12 protein-coding genes are annotated in these 16,820 nt (G+C 61.3%); 8 read left to right on the forward strand and 4 right to left on the reverse strand.

The features are described 5' to 3' along the window. Nucleotides 1-54 precede the first annotated feature (54 nt). From C4J93_RS21450 to C4J93_RS21465, 4 genes are all read right to left on the reverse strand, one after another. Nucleotides 55-522 carry a VUT family protein gene (locus tag C4J93_RS21450; RefSeq protein WP_124368235.1) on the reverse strand — a complete coding sequence of 156 codons (468 nt, stop codon included), beginning with the start codon at nt 520-522 and terminating at the stop codon, nt 55-57. A 134-nt stretch (nt 523-656) separates the two neighbouring features. Further along, nucleotides 657-872 carry a DUF1289 domain-containing protein gene (locus C4J93_RS21455; RefSeq protein ID WP_124371748.1) on the reverse strand — a complete coding sequence of 72 codons (216 nt, stop codon included), beginning with the start codon at nt 870-872 and terminating at the stop codon, nt 657-659. Further along, a complete protein-coding gene (locus C4J93_RS21460) occupies nt 869-1,393 on the reverse strand; it encodes a gamma carbonic anhydrase family protein (protein ID WP_124405187.1) in 525 nt (174 codons plus the stop codon). The genes C4J93_RS21455 and C4J93_RS21460 overlap by 4 nt, the downstream gene beginning before the upstream one ends. Before the next feature lie 35 nt (nt 1,394-1,428). Further along, nucleotides 1,429-2,031, reverse strand: a complete 603-nt coding sequence (locus C4J93_RS21465) for a CoA pyrophosphatase (protein ID WP_016971944.1) — start codon at nt 2,029-2,031, stop codon at nt 1,429-1,431. 146 nt (nt 2,032-2,177) lie between these two features. On the opposite strand from C4J93_RS21465, the gene C4J93_RS21470 reads away from it, so the two are divergent. The 8 genes from C4J93_RS21470 (at nt 2,178) to C4J93_RS21505 (ending at nt 16,767) form a co-directional block, all read left to right on the forward strand. After that, complete coding sequence (locus C4J93_RS21470) at nt 2,178-2,726, forward strand: NUDIX hydrolase (protein ID WP_124420757.1); 549 nt, start codon at nt 2,178-2,180, stop codon at nt 2,724-2,726. Nucleotides 2,727-2,763: 37 nt separating this feature from the next. After that, a complete protein-coding gene (locus C4J93_RS21475) occupies nt 2,764-3,267 on the forward strand; it encodes a murein L,D-transpeptidase family protein (RefSeq protein ID WP_124371751.1) in 504 nt (167 codons plus the stop codon). A gap of 261 nt (nt 3,268-3,528) precedes the next feature. Continuing rightward, complete coding sequence (locus tag C4J93_RS21480; protein ID WP_124364270.1) at nt 3,529-4,260, forward strand: GntR family transcriptional regulator; 732 nt, start codon at nt 3,529-3,531, stop codon at nt 4,258-4,260. 36 nt (nt 4,261-4,296) lie between these two features. After that, a complete protein-coding gene (nagA, locus tag C4J93_RS21485; protein ID WP_124430413.1) occupies nt 4,297-5,403 on the forward strand; it encodes an N-acetylglucosamine-6-phosphate deacetylase in 1,107 nt (368 codons plus the stop codon). Beyond that, on the forward strand, nt 5,396-6,406 hold the full coding sequence (locus C4J93_RS21490; RefSeq protein WP_124405844.1) for an SIS domain-containing protein: 1,011 nt from the start codon (nt 5,396-5,398) through the stop codon (nt 6,404-6,406). Before nagA ends, C4J93_RS21490 begins: the two co-directional genes overlap by 8 nt. Nucleotides 6,407-6,442: 36 nt before the next feature. Next, the gene (gene ptsP, locus C4J93_RS21495; RefSeq protein WP_124430414.1) at nt 6,443-8,956 is read left to right on the forward strand and encodes a phosphoenolpyruvate--protein phosphotransferase; all 2,514 of its coding nucleotides are present in this window, start codon (nt 6,443-6,445) and stop codon (nt 8,954-8,956) included. Between the two features lie 26 nt (nt 8,957-8,982). Beyond that, nucleotides 8,983-10,689, forward strand: a complete 1,707-nt coding sequence (nagE, locus tag C4J93_RS21500) for an N-acetylglucosamine-specific PTS transporter subunit IIBC (RefSeq protein WP_124430415.1) — start codon at nt 8,983-8,985, stop codon at nt 10,687-10,689. 78 nt (nt 10,690-10,767) lie between these two features. Then, a complete protein-coding gene (locus tag C4J93_RS21505; protein WP_177413540.1) occupies nt 10,768-16,767 on the forward strand; it encodes a membrane-targeted effector domain-containing toxin in 6,000 nt (1,999 codons plus the stop codon). The last annotated feature ends 53 nt before the right edge of the window (nt 16,768-16,820 follow it).

The raw sequence follows: 16,820 nt of genomic DNA on the forward strand, positions 1-16,820 counted from the left end.
GAGCGGATCAGGGGGAGAAAGGCCGGCATTTTACATGAACTGCACACGTTGGCCTCAATTGGCGACGGCGCGCCGGCGGATGCGCCAGGCCATGATCAGCCACACCACGGTGACACCGGCGAATTTCGACACCAGCGCCGTGCCCGCCACGGCCGGCGTGAGCGCACCGATCAAGCCGAAGAAGATAAACGTATCGAGGGGAATGCTCAGCGCCGAACTTATCCACAGGCGGTCGTGCAGCGGGCGCCGGGTGATGCTGAACACCAGCCAGTCGATGCACTCGGACACCGCAAAGGCCGTGGCGCTGGCCAGGGCGATGGACGGGTCGGAGGTGATATACGACAGCACCAGCGCCGCCAGCATGGCGATGATCGCGCCGTGGCCGAATCGGGTTTGCACCATGTCACGCAGGATAAACACCAGGCCGCCCCAGGCGGACCAGATGACGTCCAGGTGCGGCGCGGTGGAAAAGGCGAAGTTGATCAGCACGACGCTGCTGATGTAGGCGATCAGGAAGAGCATGGAGGATGGGGCCTGTAGATAAGATTTGGAAATGTGTTGTTTGGGAGGGCCTCATCGGGGGCAAGCCCCCTCCCACACTTGACTGTGTTCACCGATCAAAATGTGGGAGGGGGCTTGCCCCCGATAGCAATCGATCAGCCACCCGAGCGCTTGGGCATCATCCACACCACCCCGCTCGCCACCGCCCGCTCATGGCACAACCCCAGCACCGCCCGGCGCTCGGCATTGTCCATGCGGCTCCACCGCGTAATCTCATCCACGTTGCGCTGGCAGCCGATGCAAATATCGTCATCATCCAGCGCGCAAATGCTCACGCACGGCGAGGCGACCGGGCGTTCAACCGCACTCATTCTGCCTGCTCAACCAGATCACGCGCATACCGCTGCGCGTTATGCACATAGTGCGCGGCACTGGCTTCAAGCATGCGCTTCTGCGCCTCGGTCAGCTCACGCACCACCTTGCCCGGCGAGCCCATCACCAGCGAGCCATCAGGAATTTCCTTGCCTTCGCCGATCAGCGAATTGGCGCCGATGATGCAATGTTTGCCGATCTTCGCGCCGTTGAGGATCACTGCGTTGATGCCGATCAGGCTGTAGTCGCCCACCGTGCAGCCATGCAGCATGGCGTTATGGCCGATGGTCACGCCGGTGCCGAGGGTCAGTGGGTAGCCCATGTCGGTGTGCATCACGCTTCCGTCCTGCACGTTGCTGTTCTTGCCGATCAGGATCAGTTCGTTGTCGCCGCGCAATACCGCGTTGAACCACACGTTGGCGCCCTCCTCCAGCCTGACCTTGCCCACCAGCGTGGCATTGGGCGCCACCCAGCTCTGTGGATGGGTCTCGACGCAGGCATCGCCCAGGCGGTATTTCATGGTTTTCCCTCACGGCTTGCCATTCAAACGACGGCTTAGATATTGATGAAGCTCTTGGGTGGCTGGTGCAGGCTGATCTTGGCATCGTCATAGAGCAGGTTGATCAGCTCGACGATCATGATTGCCGTCAGGCCCCAGATTTTGTATTCGCCGAACCGATAGCTCGGCACATACCAACTGCGGCCCTGGTAGTCGATGCGGTGGGTGTGCTCGCGCGGGTCCTGGCGGAAAAAATCCAGCGGCACGCTGAATACCGCTGCGATCTCGGCGTCGTTGGCCAGGTATTCGACGTAGTCGGGGATGACGCCCACGTACGGCGTTACGCGGATGCCGTGCAGGGAGATCAACGGGCTCAACGGCCCGATGACTTCGACCAGCCCCGGCGGCAGGCCGATCTCTTCTTCGGCTTCGCGCAGGGCGGTAAAAATCAGGTCCGGGTCTTCGGGGTCGCGGCGCCCGCCGGGAAAGGCCACTTCGCCACCGTGGGTCGACAGGCCGCTGGCGCGCAGGGTCAGGATCAGCTCGGGTTCGTCACTGCGGGTAATGGGTACCAGCACCGCGGCCTCGGGGAAACGCCCGTCAGTCTCCAGGGTGTGGGGAGTGTGATTGCTTACCCGGCGAAGTAGCTCGTCCAGCATGAGTCATCTCGGTCTGTTGGCTACCTTGCATCATGCACCAAAGCGGGCGGGCGCCCAACCCCAAAACCAGCGGCATGTCGCTAAACGACAACTTGCAGCGCCCTGCCTGCCAAGCCAAGATAGGCCCACTCTCTAGGAACCCCAGCATGAACTTCTGCAGCCAGTGCGGTAAACCGGTTACCCAACGCATCCCCGAAGGCGACGCACGCCTGCGCTATGTCTGCGATCACTGCGCGACCATTCACTACCAGAACCCCAATATCGTCGCCGGTACCCTGCCGGTATGGGGCGACAAAGTGCTGCTGTGCCGCCGCGCCATAGAGCCGCGCCTGGGTTACTGGACCCTGCCCGCAGGCTTTATGGAAAACGGCGAAACCGTGGCCCAGGCCGCCATGCGCGAGACCCTGGAAGAAGCCTGCGCCCGCGTGCGCAACCTCAGCCTCTATACGCTGATTGACGTGCCGCACATCAGCCAGGTGCATATTTTCTATCGCGCCGAGCTGGTCGACCTGGACTTCGCCGCGGGCCAGGAAAGCCTGGAAGTGAAGCTGTTCGCCGAAGCCGATATCCCTTGGTCCGAGCTGGCTTTCCGCACGGTCGGGCGTACCTTAGAATGCTTCTTCGCTGACCGTCGGCAACAGCTGTTCCCGGTGCGCAGCGAGTCGGTGCCACCCCTGTCCAAGCCCGCCCAATAACAAGCCGGCCACTCATCGCCAAAGGGAAACCGTTTCAATGCGTTGGTTGCTTGCTCTTCTCTGCCTGTCGTTCGCTACCCTGTCCTCGGCCTCCACGGTGGAAACGCTCGGCGGCAAAACCGTCGAAAAAGTCCTGGTGCTTAAATCCGCCCACCAGTTGCAGCTGATCAACGACGGCAAGCCCCTCAAGACCTATCGCATTTCCCTGGGTAAAAACCCCAAGGGCCACAAGCTGTTCGAGGGCGACCGCCGCACGCCCGAAGGCCTCTACTGGATCGACTGGCGCAAGACCAGCGAGCGCTTCAATCTGGCCATGCACATCTCCTACCCCAATATCAGCGACGCCGCCCGCGCCCGCCGCGAAGGGGTGAAGCCGGGCAGCATGATCATGATCCACGGCACCCCGGACACCGAGGATTACCCGGAACAGTGGTTTCACACCCTGGACTGGACCGACGGCTGCATCGGCATGCGCAATGTGGATATGCGTGAGGTGTGGAGCCTGGTCAAGGACGGCACCCTGATCGAGATTCGGCCCTGATCTGCGACCACTCGTAAAATAATTCGAAAATATTTCCTGCCCCGAGCAGCACCTGCCGGTGAATACCAGTTCACCGTGCGGGCTGCGCCGTCGTGCGCGCTATGAAGACCTTTCCAATACCACTTTGTGCCAGGCACCGTTGCGGTGCCTTAATCCGTTGAATGCACCGTTGTGGCTGCATTGACATGGTATTTAAGTGGTATTAATTTTCGACCCATACCGGGCGACAACACTCCAATAACCGCATCGGAAACCTGACAGATGAATCCCATTCTGGCCTTGCGCCCCGACGACAAACAATCCACGCCGCTGTACCTGCAATTGGCGCGCAAGCTCGAAGCGGCGATCCATGCCGGCCAGTGGACCTCCGAGCAAGCACTGCCGTCGGAACGCGCGCTCAGCGAGCAGTTGAGCATTTCTCGAGTCACCGCCCGCAAAGCGCTGGAAGTGCTGTTTGAGCAGGGCCTGATCCGCCGCAGCCAGGGCTCCGGCACCTTTATCACGCCACGCCTGGAACAGCCGCTGTCGCGCCTGTCGGGGTTCAGCGAGATGTTGCGCCTCAAGGGCTTTGTGCCCGGCTCCCAATGGCTTGAACGCGACATCACCCCGCCGACCCATGAAGAACTGATCCGCCTGTGCCTGTCGACCAATGACAAAGTGGCGCGCCTCAAGCGCCTGCGCAAAGCCGACGACACAGTCATGGCCATTGAAATGACCGCTGTCCCCGCTTCGGTGCTGCCACAGCCGCAGGCCTTGGGCAGCTCGCTGTACGAATACTTCGACAGTATCGGCAAGCCCATCGTCCGTGCCCTGCAGCATGTACAGGCGATCAACGCATCGGATGAATTCGCCAAGCTGGTGGGCATCGCCCCCGGCACCGCCATGCTGTTGATGACCCGGGTCGGCTACACGCTGGATAACACTCCCATAGAAATCACCGACACCTATTGCCGCAACGACTACTACGACTTTGTCGCAGAGCTGCGTAGGTAAGACTTGCCGCCGCGTCGCGGCTTTAGAGAACTGCCCATGTCCGAAGACAACATCCTTACGCCCAGCGGCTGGATCCGCGGCCGCCTGGTGCACGAGCACGGCAAGGTCGTCGCCATCGAAGGCACGCCTTGCAATCCGGCCGACAACGATCTGCCCTACCTGCTGCCGGGCTTTATCGACCTGCATGTGCACGGCGGCGGCGGCAAAGACATCATGGAAGGTGTCGAGGCCTTCGAGACCATCACCCGCACCCATGTGCGATTTGGTACCACCTCGCTGCTGGCCACTACCATGACCGCGCCGGTCGACGAAATCTCCCGCGTGCTCGGCCAGCTCGGCACCTTCTGCGAGCAGCGTCCTACCGGCAGCGCTCGCGTGCTCGGGGTACACCTGGAAGGCCCCTACATCAATCCGGGAAAACTCGGCGCTCAACCTAACTTCGCCCACACCGCCTTGATGGCCGAAGTTGAAGCCTACCTGCGCCTGGCGCCGATCCGTGTGATTACCATTGCGCCGGAAATCGCCGGCCACGACGCTCTGATCCGCGCCCTCAGCCAACGCGGCGTGCGCATGCAGATCGGCCATACCCTGGGCAGTTATGAAGAAGGTGTGGCCGCCCTCGCCGCCGGCGCCACCAGCTTTACCCATTTGTACAACGCCATGAGCCCGCTGCATCACCGCGAGCCGGGCATCGTCGGCGCCGCGCTGGCCCACGCCACCTACGCCGAGTTGATTCCCGACCTGCTGCACGTACACCCCGGCGCCATGCGCGTGGCGCTGCGCTCGATCCCGTGCCTGTATTGCGTCACCGACTCCACCGCCGCCGCCGGCATGCCCGATGGCGAATACAAGCTGGGCAGCCACACCGTGACCAAGTGCCTGGGCGGCGTGCGCCTGGCGGACGGCACCCTGGCCGGCTCCACCCTGACCATGGACCAGGCGCTGCGCAACCTGGTGAAGATCGGCCTGCCGATCAGCGAAGCCTCACAACGCCTGTCGCAATTTCCTGCGGACTACCTGGGCCTGGAAGAACGCGGTCGCCTGCAACCCGGCAGCTTTGCCGACTGCGTGCGCCTGGACCGCGCCCTGACACTCACCGACGTAATGGTCGAAGGAGAAACCATTGACTTCAAAAATGCTTGAAGAGGCGCTGGCCTCCTGTGACGCCGTCGCGGCGCAACTGCAACGCCTGGAGCCGATACTCGAAGACGTCGCCGGTCGCCTGCGCCGCCAGCCACCGCAAGTGGCGATGACCGTTGCGCGTGGCAGCTCGGACCATGCCGCCAGCTACTTCGCCTACTTGGCCATGCAGCACGTGGGGATTCCGGTGGCATCGTTGCCGATGTCGGTGGTGACCTTGTTGCAGGCGCCGATGAAAGTCAGCGGCCAGGTGGCATTTGGTTTCTCGCAATCGGGGCAAAGCCCGGACCTGGTCAACAGCCTGCGCCTGCTGCGCAAACGCGGGGCCTTGAGCATCTCGATGGTCAACGCCGAAGACTCGCCGCTGCAAGCCGCCTGTGAGTTCCATGTGCCGCTGTGTGCCGGGCCGGAACTCAGCGTGGCCGCCACCAAGAGCTTTATCGCCACGCTCAGCGCCAGCGCGATGCTGGTCGGCCACTGGAACCAGGAAGCCGACCTGCTGCAAGCCTGCAACGCACTGCCCGACGGCCTGCGTGACGCGGCCAAACAGGATTGGCGCGCAGCCATCGAGGCGCTCAAAGGCAGCCAGCGCTTGATGGTGATCGGCCGTGGCGCCGGTTTTGCCGTCGCCCAGGAAGCCGCGCTCAAGCTCAAGGAAACCTCGGCGATCCAGGCCGAAGCCTTCAGCAGCGCCGAAGTGCGCCACGGGCCGATGGCCTTGATCGACGCAGACTACCCCTTGCTGGTGTTCGCCCCACGCGGCGCCGAGCAGGCCGGCTTGCTGACCCTGGCCGCCGATATGCGCCAGCGCGGCGCCCGCGTATTGCTGGCCGCGCCGGACGATGTCGCCGAACGCGACCTGACCCTGAGCCGCGCCGAACACCCGAGCCTGGACCCGATCCTGGCCATCCAGAGTTTCTACGTGATGGCGGCAGGCCTGGCGCAGGCCAGGGGCATGAACCCCGACCAGCCCCGTCACCTGAGCAAAGTCACTCGCACTCACTGAGTCGATTGCCGTGTTTTCCTGATGAGTACCGTGCCCATGTCCAACAACAATAACCGACTGACCCTTAGCGCCCCCTTGAGTGGGCCGGTGCTGGCCCTGGGCAACGTGCCCGACGAAGTGTTCGCCAGCGGCGCCATGGGCGACGGTATTGCCATCGATCCGTTGAATGACTGCCTGCACGCGCCGTGTGACGGGGTGGTCATCCACGTCGCCCGCACCGGGCACGCGCTGACTCTGCGCGCCGACAACGGTGCCGAAGTGCTGATGCATGTCGGCATCGACACCGTGGAACTCAATGGCGAAGGCTTTGCCTTGCTGGTGAAGGAAGGCGCACGGGTGAGCCAGGGCCAGGCGCTGGTGCAATTTGACCTGGACCGCATTGCGCGCCAGTGCAAGAGCCTGGTGAGCTTGATCATCCTGACCAACAGCGACCGCTTCGAACTGACGCCCTGCCCGCTCAGCACGGTCAAGGTCGGGGAGCCGCTGATGCAGGTGACGCTGCGTTCGAGCGCACCCGTTCAAGCGGCTGTGGATAACTCCAGCGCTGAAGCCAGCGCCAACGTACGCATCACCCATCGCGGCGGTTTGCATGCGCGCCCTGCTGCGCTGATCCGCAAGACCGCCCAGGGTTTCAGCAGCCAGGCGCACCTGCACTTCGCTGACAAGTCGGCATCGTGTGACAGCCTGATTGGCTTGATGGGATTGGGCATTGGCGAAGGTGACGAAGTACGCGTGAGTTGCCGTGGCAACGATGCCGATGCGGCGCTGCAAGGGTTGATCGCGGCGTTGTCCGTGGCGATCCGCGAAGATCGCCACGCTCCTGCAGTGGCGGCCGTGCCACGTCGCGTCAGTGTGGAAACCGATGTGTTGCAAGGCGTGTGCGCAGCCCCCGGCCTGGTGTGCGGCCCACTGTTTCGCCTGACCGGCATCGAGCTGCCGGAAGACACCGGTAACCATTCGGCCGGCGAACAAAAGCAGCGTCTCGACACGGCACTGGAGCAGGTGCGCGGCGAAATCCGCAGCACCCTGGACCACGCCCGCCACCGCAAGAACATCGACGAAGAAGAGATCTTCGCCGCCCACCTCGCACTGCTGGAAGACCCGGCGTTGCTGCAAGCCGCCGCCGACGCCATTGCCCAGGGCTGCGCCGCCACCCACGCCTGGCGCGATGCGATCCAGGCCCAGTGCGCGGTATTGCTGGCGCTGGGCAAGCCCTTGTTTGCCGAACGCGCCAACGACCTGCGCGACCTGCAACAACGCGTATTGCGTGCGCTGCTGGGTGAAGCCTGGCACTTCGAATTGCCCGCCGGAGCGATTGTCAGCGCCCATGAACTCACCCCCTCGGACTTGCTGCAACTGAGCGAACAGCACGCCGTGGGAATCTGCATGGCCGAGGGCGGCGCCACGTCCCACGTCGCGATTCTGGCGCGGGGCAAAGGCTTGCCTTGCGTGGTAGCGCTGGGTGCCGAGCTGCTTGAGGTGCCTCAGGGCCAGCGCGTGGTGCTGGACGCCGCCAATGGCCGCCTGGAACTGGCGCCCAGCGATGCTCGCCATGCTGAAGTCCACCAGATTCGCGATGCGCAGAAAGTCCGCCGCCAGCAGCAACAGGCCCAGGCCCGATTGCCGGCGCGCACCCTCGATGGCGTGAGCATTGAAATCGCCGCCAACGTCGCCTCCAGCGCCGAAGCCCGGCTGGCGTTTGAAAACGGCGCCGATGGCGTCGGCCTGCTGCGCACCGAATTCCTCTTCGTCGACCGCCGCACCGCGCCGGATGAACAGGAGCAGCGCCAGGCCTATCAAGCCGTGCTGGATGCCATGGGCGACAAGTCGGTGATCATCCGCACCATCGACGTGGGCGGCGACAAGCAACTCGATTACCTGCCGCTGCCTGTCGAAGCCAACCCGGTGCTGGGCCTGCGCGGTATTCGCCTGGCCCAGGTACGCCCGGAACTGCTCGACCAGCAACTGCGCGCGCTGCTGCAAGTCAGCCCGCTGCAGCGTTGCCGCATCCTGCTGCCGATGGTCAGCGAAGTGGATGAGCTGCTGCAGATCCGCCAGCGTCTGGATCAACTGTGCAAAGAGCTGGCACTGACCCAGCGCCCCGAACTGGGGGTGATGATCGAAGTGCCCGCCGCTGCGCTGATGGCTGAGCAACTGGCCGAGCATGCGGACTTCTTGTCCATCGGCACCAATGACCTGTCCCAGTACACCCTGGCCATGGATCGCGACCACGCGGGCCTCGCCGCCCGCGTTGATGCGCTGCACCCGGCCTTGCTGCGGCTGATCGCCCAGACCTGCGCCGGTGCGGCGAAACATGGGCGCTGGGTCGGCGTATGTGGCGCCCTCGCCTCCGACCCATTGGCCACGCCGGTGCTGGTCGGCCTGGGCGTCAGCGAGCTGTCGGTGAGCCCACCGCAGATCGGCGAAATCAAGGACCGCGTCCGCCACCTGGACGCGGCGCAATGCCGGCAATTGAGCCAAGGCCTGCTCGACCTGAGCAGCGCCAAAGCCGTTCGCCACGCCTGTCAACACCACTGGCCGCTGAGCTGAAAACAACAAGAATAGGGAGACACGCCATGTATCAACATTTCATCGAAGGCCTGCAACGCCTGGGCCGCGCACTGATGCTGCCGATTGCGATCCTGCCGATCGCCGGCCTCTTGCTGCGACTGGGCGACACCGACTTGCTCAACATCGCGGTGATGCACGACGCCGGGCAGGCCATCTTCGCCAACCTGGCGCTGATCTTCGCCATCGGCATCGCCGTGGGCTTTGCCCGTGACAATAACGGTACGGCAGGGCTGGCCGGTGCCATCGGCTACCTGGTGATGATCTCCACCCTCAAGGTGATGGATGCCAGCATCAACATGGGCATGCTCGCCGGGATCGCCAGCGGCCTGATGGCCGGTGGGCTGTATAACCGTTTCAAGGACATCAAGCTGCCGGAGTACCTGGCGTTCTTCGGCGGGCGGCGATTCGTGCCGATTGTCACAGGCTTTTCGGCGGTAGGACTGGGCGTGATTTTTGGCCTGATCTGGCCGCCGATCCAGCACGGCATCAACAGCTTCGGCGTGTTGCTGATGGAAAGCGGCAGCCTCGGCGCGTTCGTGTTTGGCGTGTTCAACCGCCTGCTGATCGTCACCGGCCTGCACCACATCCTCAACAACATGGCCTGGTTTGTGTTCGGCAGCTTTACCGACCCGGTGACGGGCGCGGTGGTGACCGGCGACCTGACCCGCTACTTCGCGGGCGACCCGAAAGGCGGCCAGTTCATGACCGGCATGTTCCCGGTGATGCTGTTCGGCTTGCCCGCCGCGTGCCTGGCGATGTACCGCAACGCCCTGCCGGAGCGCCGCAAGGTGATGGGCGGGATCTTCCTGTCGATGGCCCTGACCTCGTTCCTTACGGGGGTGACCGAGCCGATCGAATTCGCCTTCATGTTCCTCGCACCGTTCCTGTATCTGCTGCATGCGCTGCTGACCGGTCTGTCGATGGCCATTACCAACCTGCTGAACATTCACCTGGGCTTTACCTTCTCCGGTGGCTTCATCGACATGGTCCTCGGCTGGGGCAAGTCCACCAATGGCTGGCTGGTGATACCGGTGGGCCTGGCCTATGCGGTGGTCTACTACACCGTGTTTGATTTCTGTATCCGCCGCTTCAACCTGAAGACGCCCGGCCGTGAAGACATTCAGGTCGTGCAGACCGAAGCTATGACCGACAACCAGCGCGCCGGTGCCTACATTCGCGCCCTGGGCGGTGCCGCCAACCTGCTCAGTGTCGGTGCTTGCACCACGCGCCTGCGCCTGGACATGGTGGACCGTAACAAGGCTGTGGACGCCGAGCTCAAGGCCCTGGGTGCGATGGCGGTGGTTCGCCCCGGTAACGGCGGCAGCTTGCAGGTGGTAGTCGGGCCGATGGCTGACAGCATTGCCGACGAGATCCGCCTGGCGATGCCGACCTCCGGCAATACGCCGGCCCCGGTCGTGGCTACGCAACCTCAAACCTCAACCGTCGCAACCGCTCAGGCCGAGCAATGGCTGAACGCCTTGGGTGGCAGCGACAATGTGCTGCAACTGGACTGCGTGGCCATGACCCGTATTCGCTTGCAACTGGCCGATGACCAGGCGCTGTCGGAGCAGCAGCTCAAGGCTCTGGGTTGCCAGGGTGTGAGTCAGCTCGACGGTGGTATCTGGCACCTGTTGGTGGGTGATTCGGCCCAGGGTTTAAGCGCCGCTCTCAAAGCGCTTTCCAGCCGCAGCTCGGTAGGCTCCAGCGCCTGACACCGCTACCTATCTACCGCCCGACCACGGGCACGACTCTCCATGCTGGACTCTTGTCCCAACATGGAGAGCGTTCCTGTGAGCACCACCACCCAGGCCGTTGAAGGCATCAAAGGCAATCTCAACCAGATTGGCAATCACCTGCTCAAGATCGAAAGACCGCTTCTGCCAGAGCAAAAAGCTTCAACCGAACTGGCCTATCTGGAAACACTGAACGGCGTCCTGAAAAGCTATCGGCAGCAGTTTCTGACCAAGAGCCGAGCGTTTTATCAAGCACTGGAGCCGCATGATTTACCGCAAAAACTTGCGCTGCTCAAAACGACGCTGAACGCTCATCTACAACGCCTCGATCTCTCCGAGCAGATCGGCGGTAAGTCACGCAAATCCTTCATGACCTATAACGCAGGCTTCACCGCGCTTGAGCATGAAGCCGCCCTCGGTGTCCAGGATCGCCTGTTACACCCGCTGGAACAGAAAATCCTCGAAAAGGTGTCGCGGGGACCAGCGCTACGTCCCGGCGTTTACGCACTGACTTTCCGCTACCAGGAACAGGTCGTCGAACTGGCCGGCGCCTTTGTACTCACCGAAAAATCCAGTCCGCTGGCGACCGACCTGTCGCCAGGCCAGGCAGTCGGCGCAGTGATGCTGTTCACCCCTGCGCATGGAATCGAATCATTCGACTCGCTGGATAAACTCAACAATCATTTGCTGCAAGGCATGGATGACACGGCTCAGCATCGCGACTTCATGAGTCTGCTGCCTATGCGCTATCACGCCCTGACACCCGCTGGGATCTGGCCGCTGGAACTGTCGCCCATAACCGATGAACCGCTGTTCGAACACACGTATAACGCCCTGATCGACAAACGCACCCAGGACATCGACCGAGCCTTGAGCCTGATCGATAACCCGACACAAGACGCGGTGCAGTTGATCGATGCCCTTGATCTCGCCATCACCTGCGCCCTACCCGACCTCAACGCCCGTCTGGAGTGGCGCGCTCGGCGCTTGCTGGAGCGCCACCTGCGCAACAGCGCCCCGGACTGGTATCGCAGCGCCAGCGAAACCCGGCGAGCCACCCTGGCCGAGCATCTGGCCCGCTATAACGAAGCGCGTCAGGACATGCTCGACCTGCTCAACCCTGTCGCCACGCCTGAAACCCTGGCCCGTTATCAACTGCTCGAACGCCTGAGCGATGACCTGGATATTCACCACCTGAACCCGGAACACCTGCAGGTCATCACCCGTCGCCATGTCGCCCCTATCGGCGAGTATGAACACGACCGCAATCTGATCGACCTGGCCCTGCGCGGCCTGCACACCGGTGATGAGTTGCCCGGTTCCGACTTCCTGGAAAAAACCACTCTCCTCTATAATGGCGCGCGCCTGCCCGAAGACTACGACGACCTGACACCGGCCTGGCTGGCGCAGCAACTGAGCACACTGCAACCGCGCATCGCGTTTGGCGATATACAAATACAACTGCACAAGAAGCCCGAACTCAGACACGCCATCGAACAGATGCTCGATCAGCGGATCAACGCACTGGCCTATACCGCAGTGCTCCAGGGCCACCTGCGCGAGGACGACTTCCAACTGGTTCAAAGCCTGCGCCAGGACAGCGATAGCCAACTGAGCGCCGCGACACTTTCACTTCATGAGGCACAACTTCAAGACTTGTGGGTATTGCGTCAGAGCGATGCCAGCGGCGTGGTCAAGCGCCTGTTGCTGTGTACTCCCGAGGCGCCGCAAGAGCAGCAATTCCAAGCATTTGACAGCGAAATCGCCTGCCAGAACCATATCCTCGGCTGGAGCCTGGACAACGGCCACAGAGAACCGCCAGGCACGCTGACCGACTATCTGATCAAAAGGGTCCCCCTGCGTTTTCGCCCGGCCATGAAACGTGTCTTGAACGGCCTGAGCTTCAAGCCCCACGCCCAGGAATACAACGAGGTGGCTTTCAACAATATCGGCAGTCATGCCGATTGCCTCAAGGCAATGTCAGCCCACGTCTTGGCAACCCGTATCGACGACTACGCACTCGGCACACCGAACTGGTTTCGCTCCACCAGCACCGACAACCGCCGGAAACTGTTGCAACTGGCCGAAGATTCCCGACACGCCTTGCGCATCTACAACGATTTGCCGTTGTCCGAAGCCCGCTACCCAAGCTTTTCCGACTACCTGCATGAACAGGCGAAAAAGAAGCTGAACGAGCTACTGGGGCGCAGGCAAAACGATGTTGATCCCGATACGGTGTGGGCCTACTCACCTGTGGCAGTGCTGGCCAAGTTGACCCCACCCCCCCTGACTTACACTGAACTTTATCGCGACGGCTACAGCGACGGCGTGGGTTTTCTCGACCAGAAATTCTCTCGATCAGCCCGCTTCAAAGGCCCGCAAGGCATTGATATCAGCCCACTGACCGCCGAAAAGGTCGCACGCTCGGTCACTGGCGTGTGGATCGGCGCGCGCTACATCAACGAACTCAAAGCGAAATTGCTCGACAGGGCCAGTGCGGGCTACAGCTTTCGGCGTAACGCGACACTTGCCATCACCCAATTGCAGTTGCAAACCGCCGCCCTTGAAAGCCGCCTGCAAGGAGATATTGCCGACGCTGACCTGATATGGCTGAACCAAAGTATCGCCAGCATGGGCGAGACTTCGACACAAACACGCGGCAATTATGCGATCCACCGACTTCTGATCGACGGCGAATGGATCATCGATACCTACCTGTTCAGCCACGGCGATAACCCCGTGCTGCTCTACACACCGCAAGCGCCAGATGGCATCAGCTTTCGCGAGGCCCGGCAGTTCAACTACCTGCTGAAAAAGCTACCCGGCATGATCACCTACCTCACCAGCCGCGTCGGTGTGCCGTCCCGGACACGCGTGCGCACATTCCTGGAGGAAGCGCAAAAACAGCTGCCTGAAAACCTGGATAAAACCACCGCCGGCCCAGCGCGTTACGACTCGACCCGTGCCATACCTCCAGTACTTGACCTGCGCCGGCTGCTGTATGACATGAAGCTGCAGCGCAAAATCGATGACGTGCAAGCAACCACCGTCAATCGTACCCAAATGATCGCCGGCATCCTGTGGACCTGCGTGGAGTGGGTGAGCGCCGTTGCCACGGCCCCGTTTCCGGTGCTGAGCCTGAGTTTGGGGATGCTGCTGGCTTTCAAGGACGGCATGCTGGCCTTGCACGCTTACCATCAGGGCGATGACGCAGGGGCCCTGGAACACTTGATAGGCTATCTGCTCAACAGTGCCGGCGCAGCCTTCACCGATCTGCGCCCGGCCCTCGCATCACTGAAGCAGCTAAGCAAACCGGCCTTGCGCCAGGTCGCGAAAAGAGCCCCACAGAACCCGGTCATGAAGCTGATCCAGCAATTGGAACCTGCGCCACTCCCAACCGCTGACATGCAAAGAGTGCTGTTTGACAGCGAATTCCTTTGGGCCAAAAAGACGCCGGATGAGATCGGTCGCTACTTGTTGTATCGCCTCGACCCGATCAGCGGGCAACTGGTCTCTACCACCCGTGTGGCAGCGCCAAACGCACAAGGGGTCTGGACACGTACCGGCGTCACTGGCGGAGCCCCCAAGTATGAAAAACTGCCTGAAGCACCTGACACGCTGAAAAACTATGAGATGCCAGCCAGACACTGGCGCGATGTTGAGCGCGTACTGGACCCGGACATCGGTGCCGCCATGCGGCAACGCGCAGACGAGTGGTTCAGCGATCCAGGCCTGCTCCCCAGTGTCGCCGCAGCACAGCTGGCACCTGCGCTCAACATTTATAAACAACAAGTCGAACGTCTGACGAAGGACGCCCAGAATTTCTTCAAATACCTCGACCCTCTTGCGCCACGAGCCGACGCCCTTGCTGTCGAGGCCAACACTCAGTTCCCACAATTGATTGCCAGCGATGCCTTTGCCGCAAACCAGAACCTGGTCATCGGCGCGGTCCCCGGCTCTATCGCCAGCAAGCAATTGCTGATTGAGCAGATGGATGCGTTGATCGAAAAAGGTTTCAAGCGTCTCTATGTGGAATACCTGCCCGGCGATGTGTTTCGACCCAAGCTGGAGAAGCTTAATCGCGGCAAATCATGGAAGCATATTGAGCGGCACTTGAAGAACTGCGACAAAACCGTGGGCTTCGCCGAGAACGCCGAATACTCCTACCTGGCCCTGGTACGCAAGGCGCGCGAGAAGGGCATCAAGATCAAGGCGCTGGACGCCTCGACCTCCTACCAGCTGGAGGATGCCCTGCAAATGGGCGATACCTCCCCGACCACGCCGCGGGACAATGCCATCAGAAACTTCTACTCCCACCGCGCCATCGAAGCGGATGCCCTCACCGAGCCCGACGAGCGCTGGGTTGCACTCGTGGATTCATCCCGCCTGCGTACGTTCAATAAGACACCTGGCCTGGCGGACCTGCAAAATGCCGTCGCCCTGCGGGTTGAGGACATCGGCCCGAACCAGCCCGTGGGTATCTGGACAGACACCCCCGGATCGATACCGGGTGACCCGTCAGCCAAGGGAGACTATCGAGTGACACTGCAAACACCCTACAAAGCGCCCGCCCCTATCGAGCCGAAGGCTGGCGGCGTCAGCGCAGGACAAGTCGACCCGGTGGCCGGCACATCATCCTCGGTGCTCAATGCCAACGAGTTTGACATCCCTGTCTCCATGAGAGATGAAATTATTCGCCTGGACTACAGCAGCCGCCGTGGCCTGGATCCCGTTTACCGTCCTCGTGGCGGGGTAAAGGGGGCTGCTTTCGATACTTTTATCGAGGCGCGAACCCGGCTGCACGTCAAGGCTGAAGAGTTCTTTACCGACTACACTCCCCCCTCTCGACCGACGTTGCCCACCATAACGGACAACACCACACCTGAATCCTTTCTGAAACAGATCAGCGACGGTTCCTTGCCAGGGCTTGTGCTGGGTGAACCCCACGGCATGGAGTCGAGCAAAAAACTGCTGATAACACAGATGGAAACCATCAAGAAATTGGGTTTCAAGACACTCTATGTCGAACATCTGTATACCGACCTTCATCAGGCCGAACTGGAGGTGTTTCTCAAAACCCAACAGCTTCCTGACAACCTCAAGAGATACCTGAAACAACAGGACATAGGCCACATGCACTTCCGTCATGCCGGCCCTCACACCTACACAGAGGTCTACCAAGCCGCCAGCAAATACGGCATCCGTATCAGAGCCCTGGACTGCGTCGCCAGCTATAACCTCAAGGGAATGCCCGACGACGCCCGGACCAAGATGTTCAATTATTTTGCCTCACGGGTCATACACGCTGACCAGGCGGCGCATGGGCCGCATAAATGGATCGCTTTCGTCGGCAACTCACATGCCAATTACTACGCAGGGGTACCTGGGCTGGCAGAGTTACTGGAGGCGGTCAGCCTGAACGTCCGTGATGTAGCGCCTGGCCTGGGCAAAAGAATTCACCTCGGTCACTGGGAAACACTGGATAGCATAAAGGGCCGGAGCGCATTGCGTAACGACTTCAAACTGGAGGAGGTCATTGTCGGACAGCCAGCACGTATCCCCGATGTTCCTGTCGACAGGTCAACGTTGAATGACCCGCGCCACTACCTGATCGAACGCCTATCGGACCCTGAGACCAATCTGCTGCGCTACTCCGACGCGCAGGGCATCATCTCTACGCCTATTCAGATAGACGATACCGGTCTGTTCTTTATTGATCTGGAGGGTATGGCCCATGAGCGCTTCAAATACCAGAAAGACCTGATCTACAAAGTGACAATGGACCTGCAACTGACGCCGGCGCCTGTTGTACCTGCAAAAAGGACATGGTTGAAAAAAACCGGGCATTACGTGATCGAACGGCCATCGGAAACCGAGGCTAATTTGATACACCTCTCCCGTAACGATGGCGTTATGGTCACAGCCATTCAGAAAGACGATGCAGGGAAGTATTTTATTACTCGATGGAATATGGAGCAGCGACGCTTCGACTCCGAGGACGCCCTGATCAAGTCACTCCAAATATATCCAGGTCTAAGACCCGCACCAGCACCGTAACCTGCTTTTTCGATTGCTCTCCGCTGTCTGGAGAGCAATCGTCGGCAACATCG

It is taken from the genome of Pseudomonas sp. R2-37-08W (assembly GCF_003851705.1).
Classification (GTDB): domain Bacteria; phylum Pseudomonadota; class Gammaproteobacteria; order Pseudomonadales; family Pseudomonadaceae; genus Aquipseudomonas.

Excerpts from the sequence above, each read along its gene's own strand:
- C4J93_RS21455 (WP_124371748.1), bottom strand. The coding sequence starts at position 872 with ATGAGTGCGGTTGAACGCCCGGTCGCCTCGCCGTGCGTGAGCATTTGC.
- nagE (WP_124430415.1), top strand. The coding sequence starts at position 8,983 with ATGTATCAACATTTCATCGAAGGCCTGCAACGCCTGGGCCGCGCACTG.
- C4J93_RS21470 (WP_124420757.1), top strand. The coding sequence starts at position 2,178 with ATGAACTTCTGCAGCCAGTGCGGTAAACCGGTTACCCAACGCATCCCC.
- C4J93_RS21490 (WP_124405844.1), top strand. The coding sequence starts at position 5,396 with ATGCTTGAAGAGGCGCTGGCCTCCTGTGACGCCGTCGCGGCGCAACTG.
- C4J93_RS21475 (WP_124371751.1), top strand. The coding sequence starts at position 2,764 with ATGCGTTGGTTGCTTGCTCTTCTCTGCCTGTCGTTCGCTACCCTGTCC.
- C4J93_RS21465 (WP_016971944.1), bottom strand. The coding sequence starts at position 2,031 with ATGCTGGACGAGCTACTTCGCCGGGTAAGCAATCACACTCCCCACACC.
- C4J93_RS21450 (WP_124368235.1), bottom strand. The coding sequence starts at position 522 with ATGCTCTTCCTGATCGCCTACATCAGCAGCGTCGTGCTGATCAACTTC.
- C4J93_RS21480 (WP_124364270.1), top strand. The coding sequence starts at position 3,529 with ATGAATCCCATTCTGGCCTTGCGCCCCGACGACAAACAATCCACGCCG.
- nagA (WP_124430413.1), top strand. The coding sequence starts at position 4,297 with ATGTCCGAAGACAACATCCTTACGCCCAGCGGCTGGATCCGCGGCCGC.
- ptsP (WP_124430414.1), top strand. The coding sequence starts at position 6,443 with ATGTCCAACAACAATAACCGACTGACCCTTAGCGCCCCCTTGAGTGGG.
- C4J93_RS21460 (WP_124405187.1), bottom strand. The coding sequence starts at position 1,393 with ATGAAATACCGCCTGGGCGATGCCTGCGTCGAGACCCATCCACAGAGC.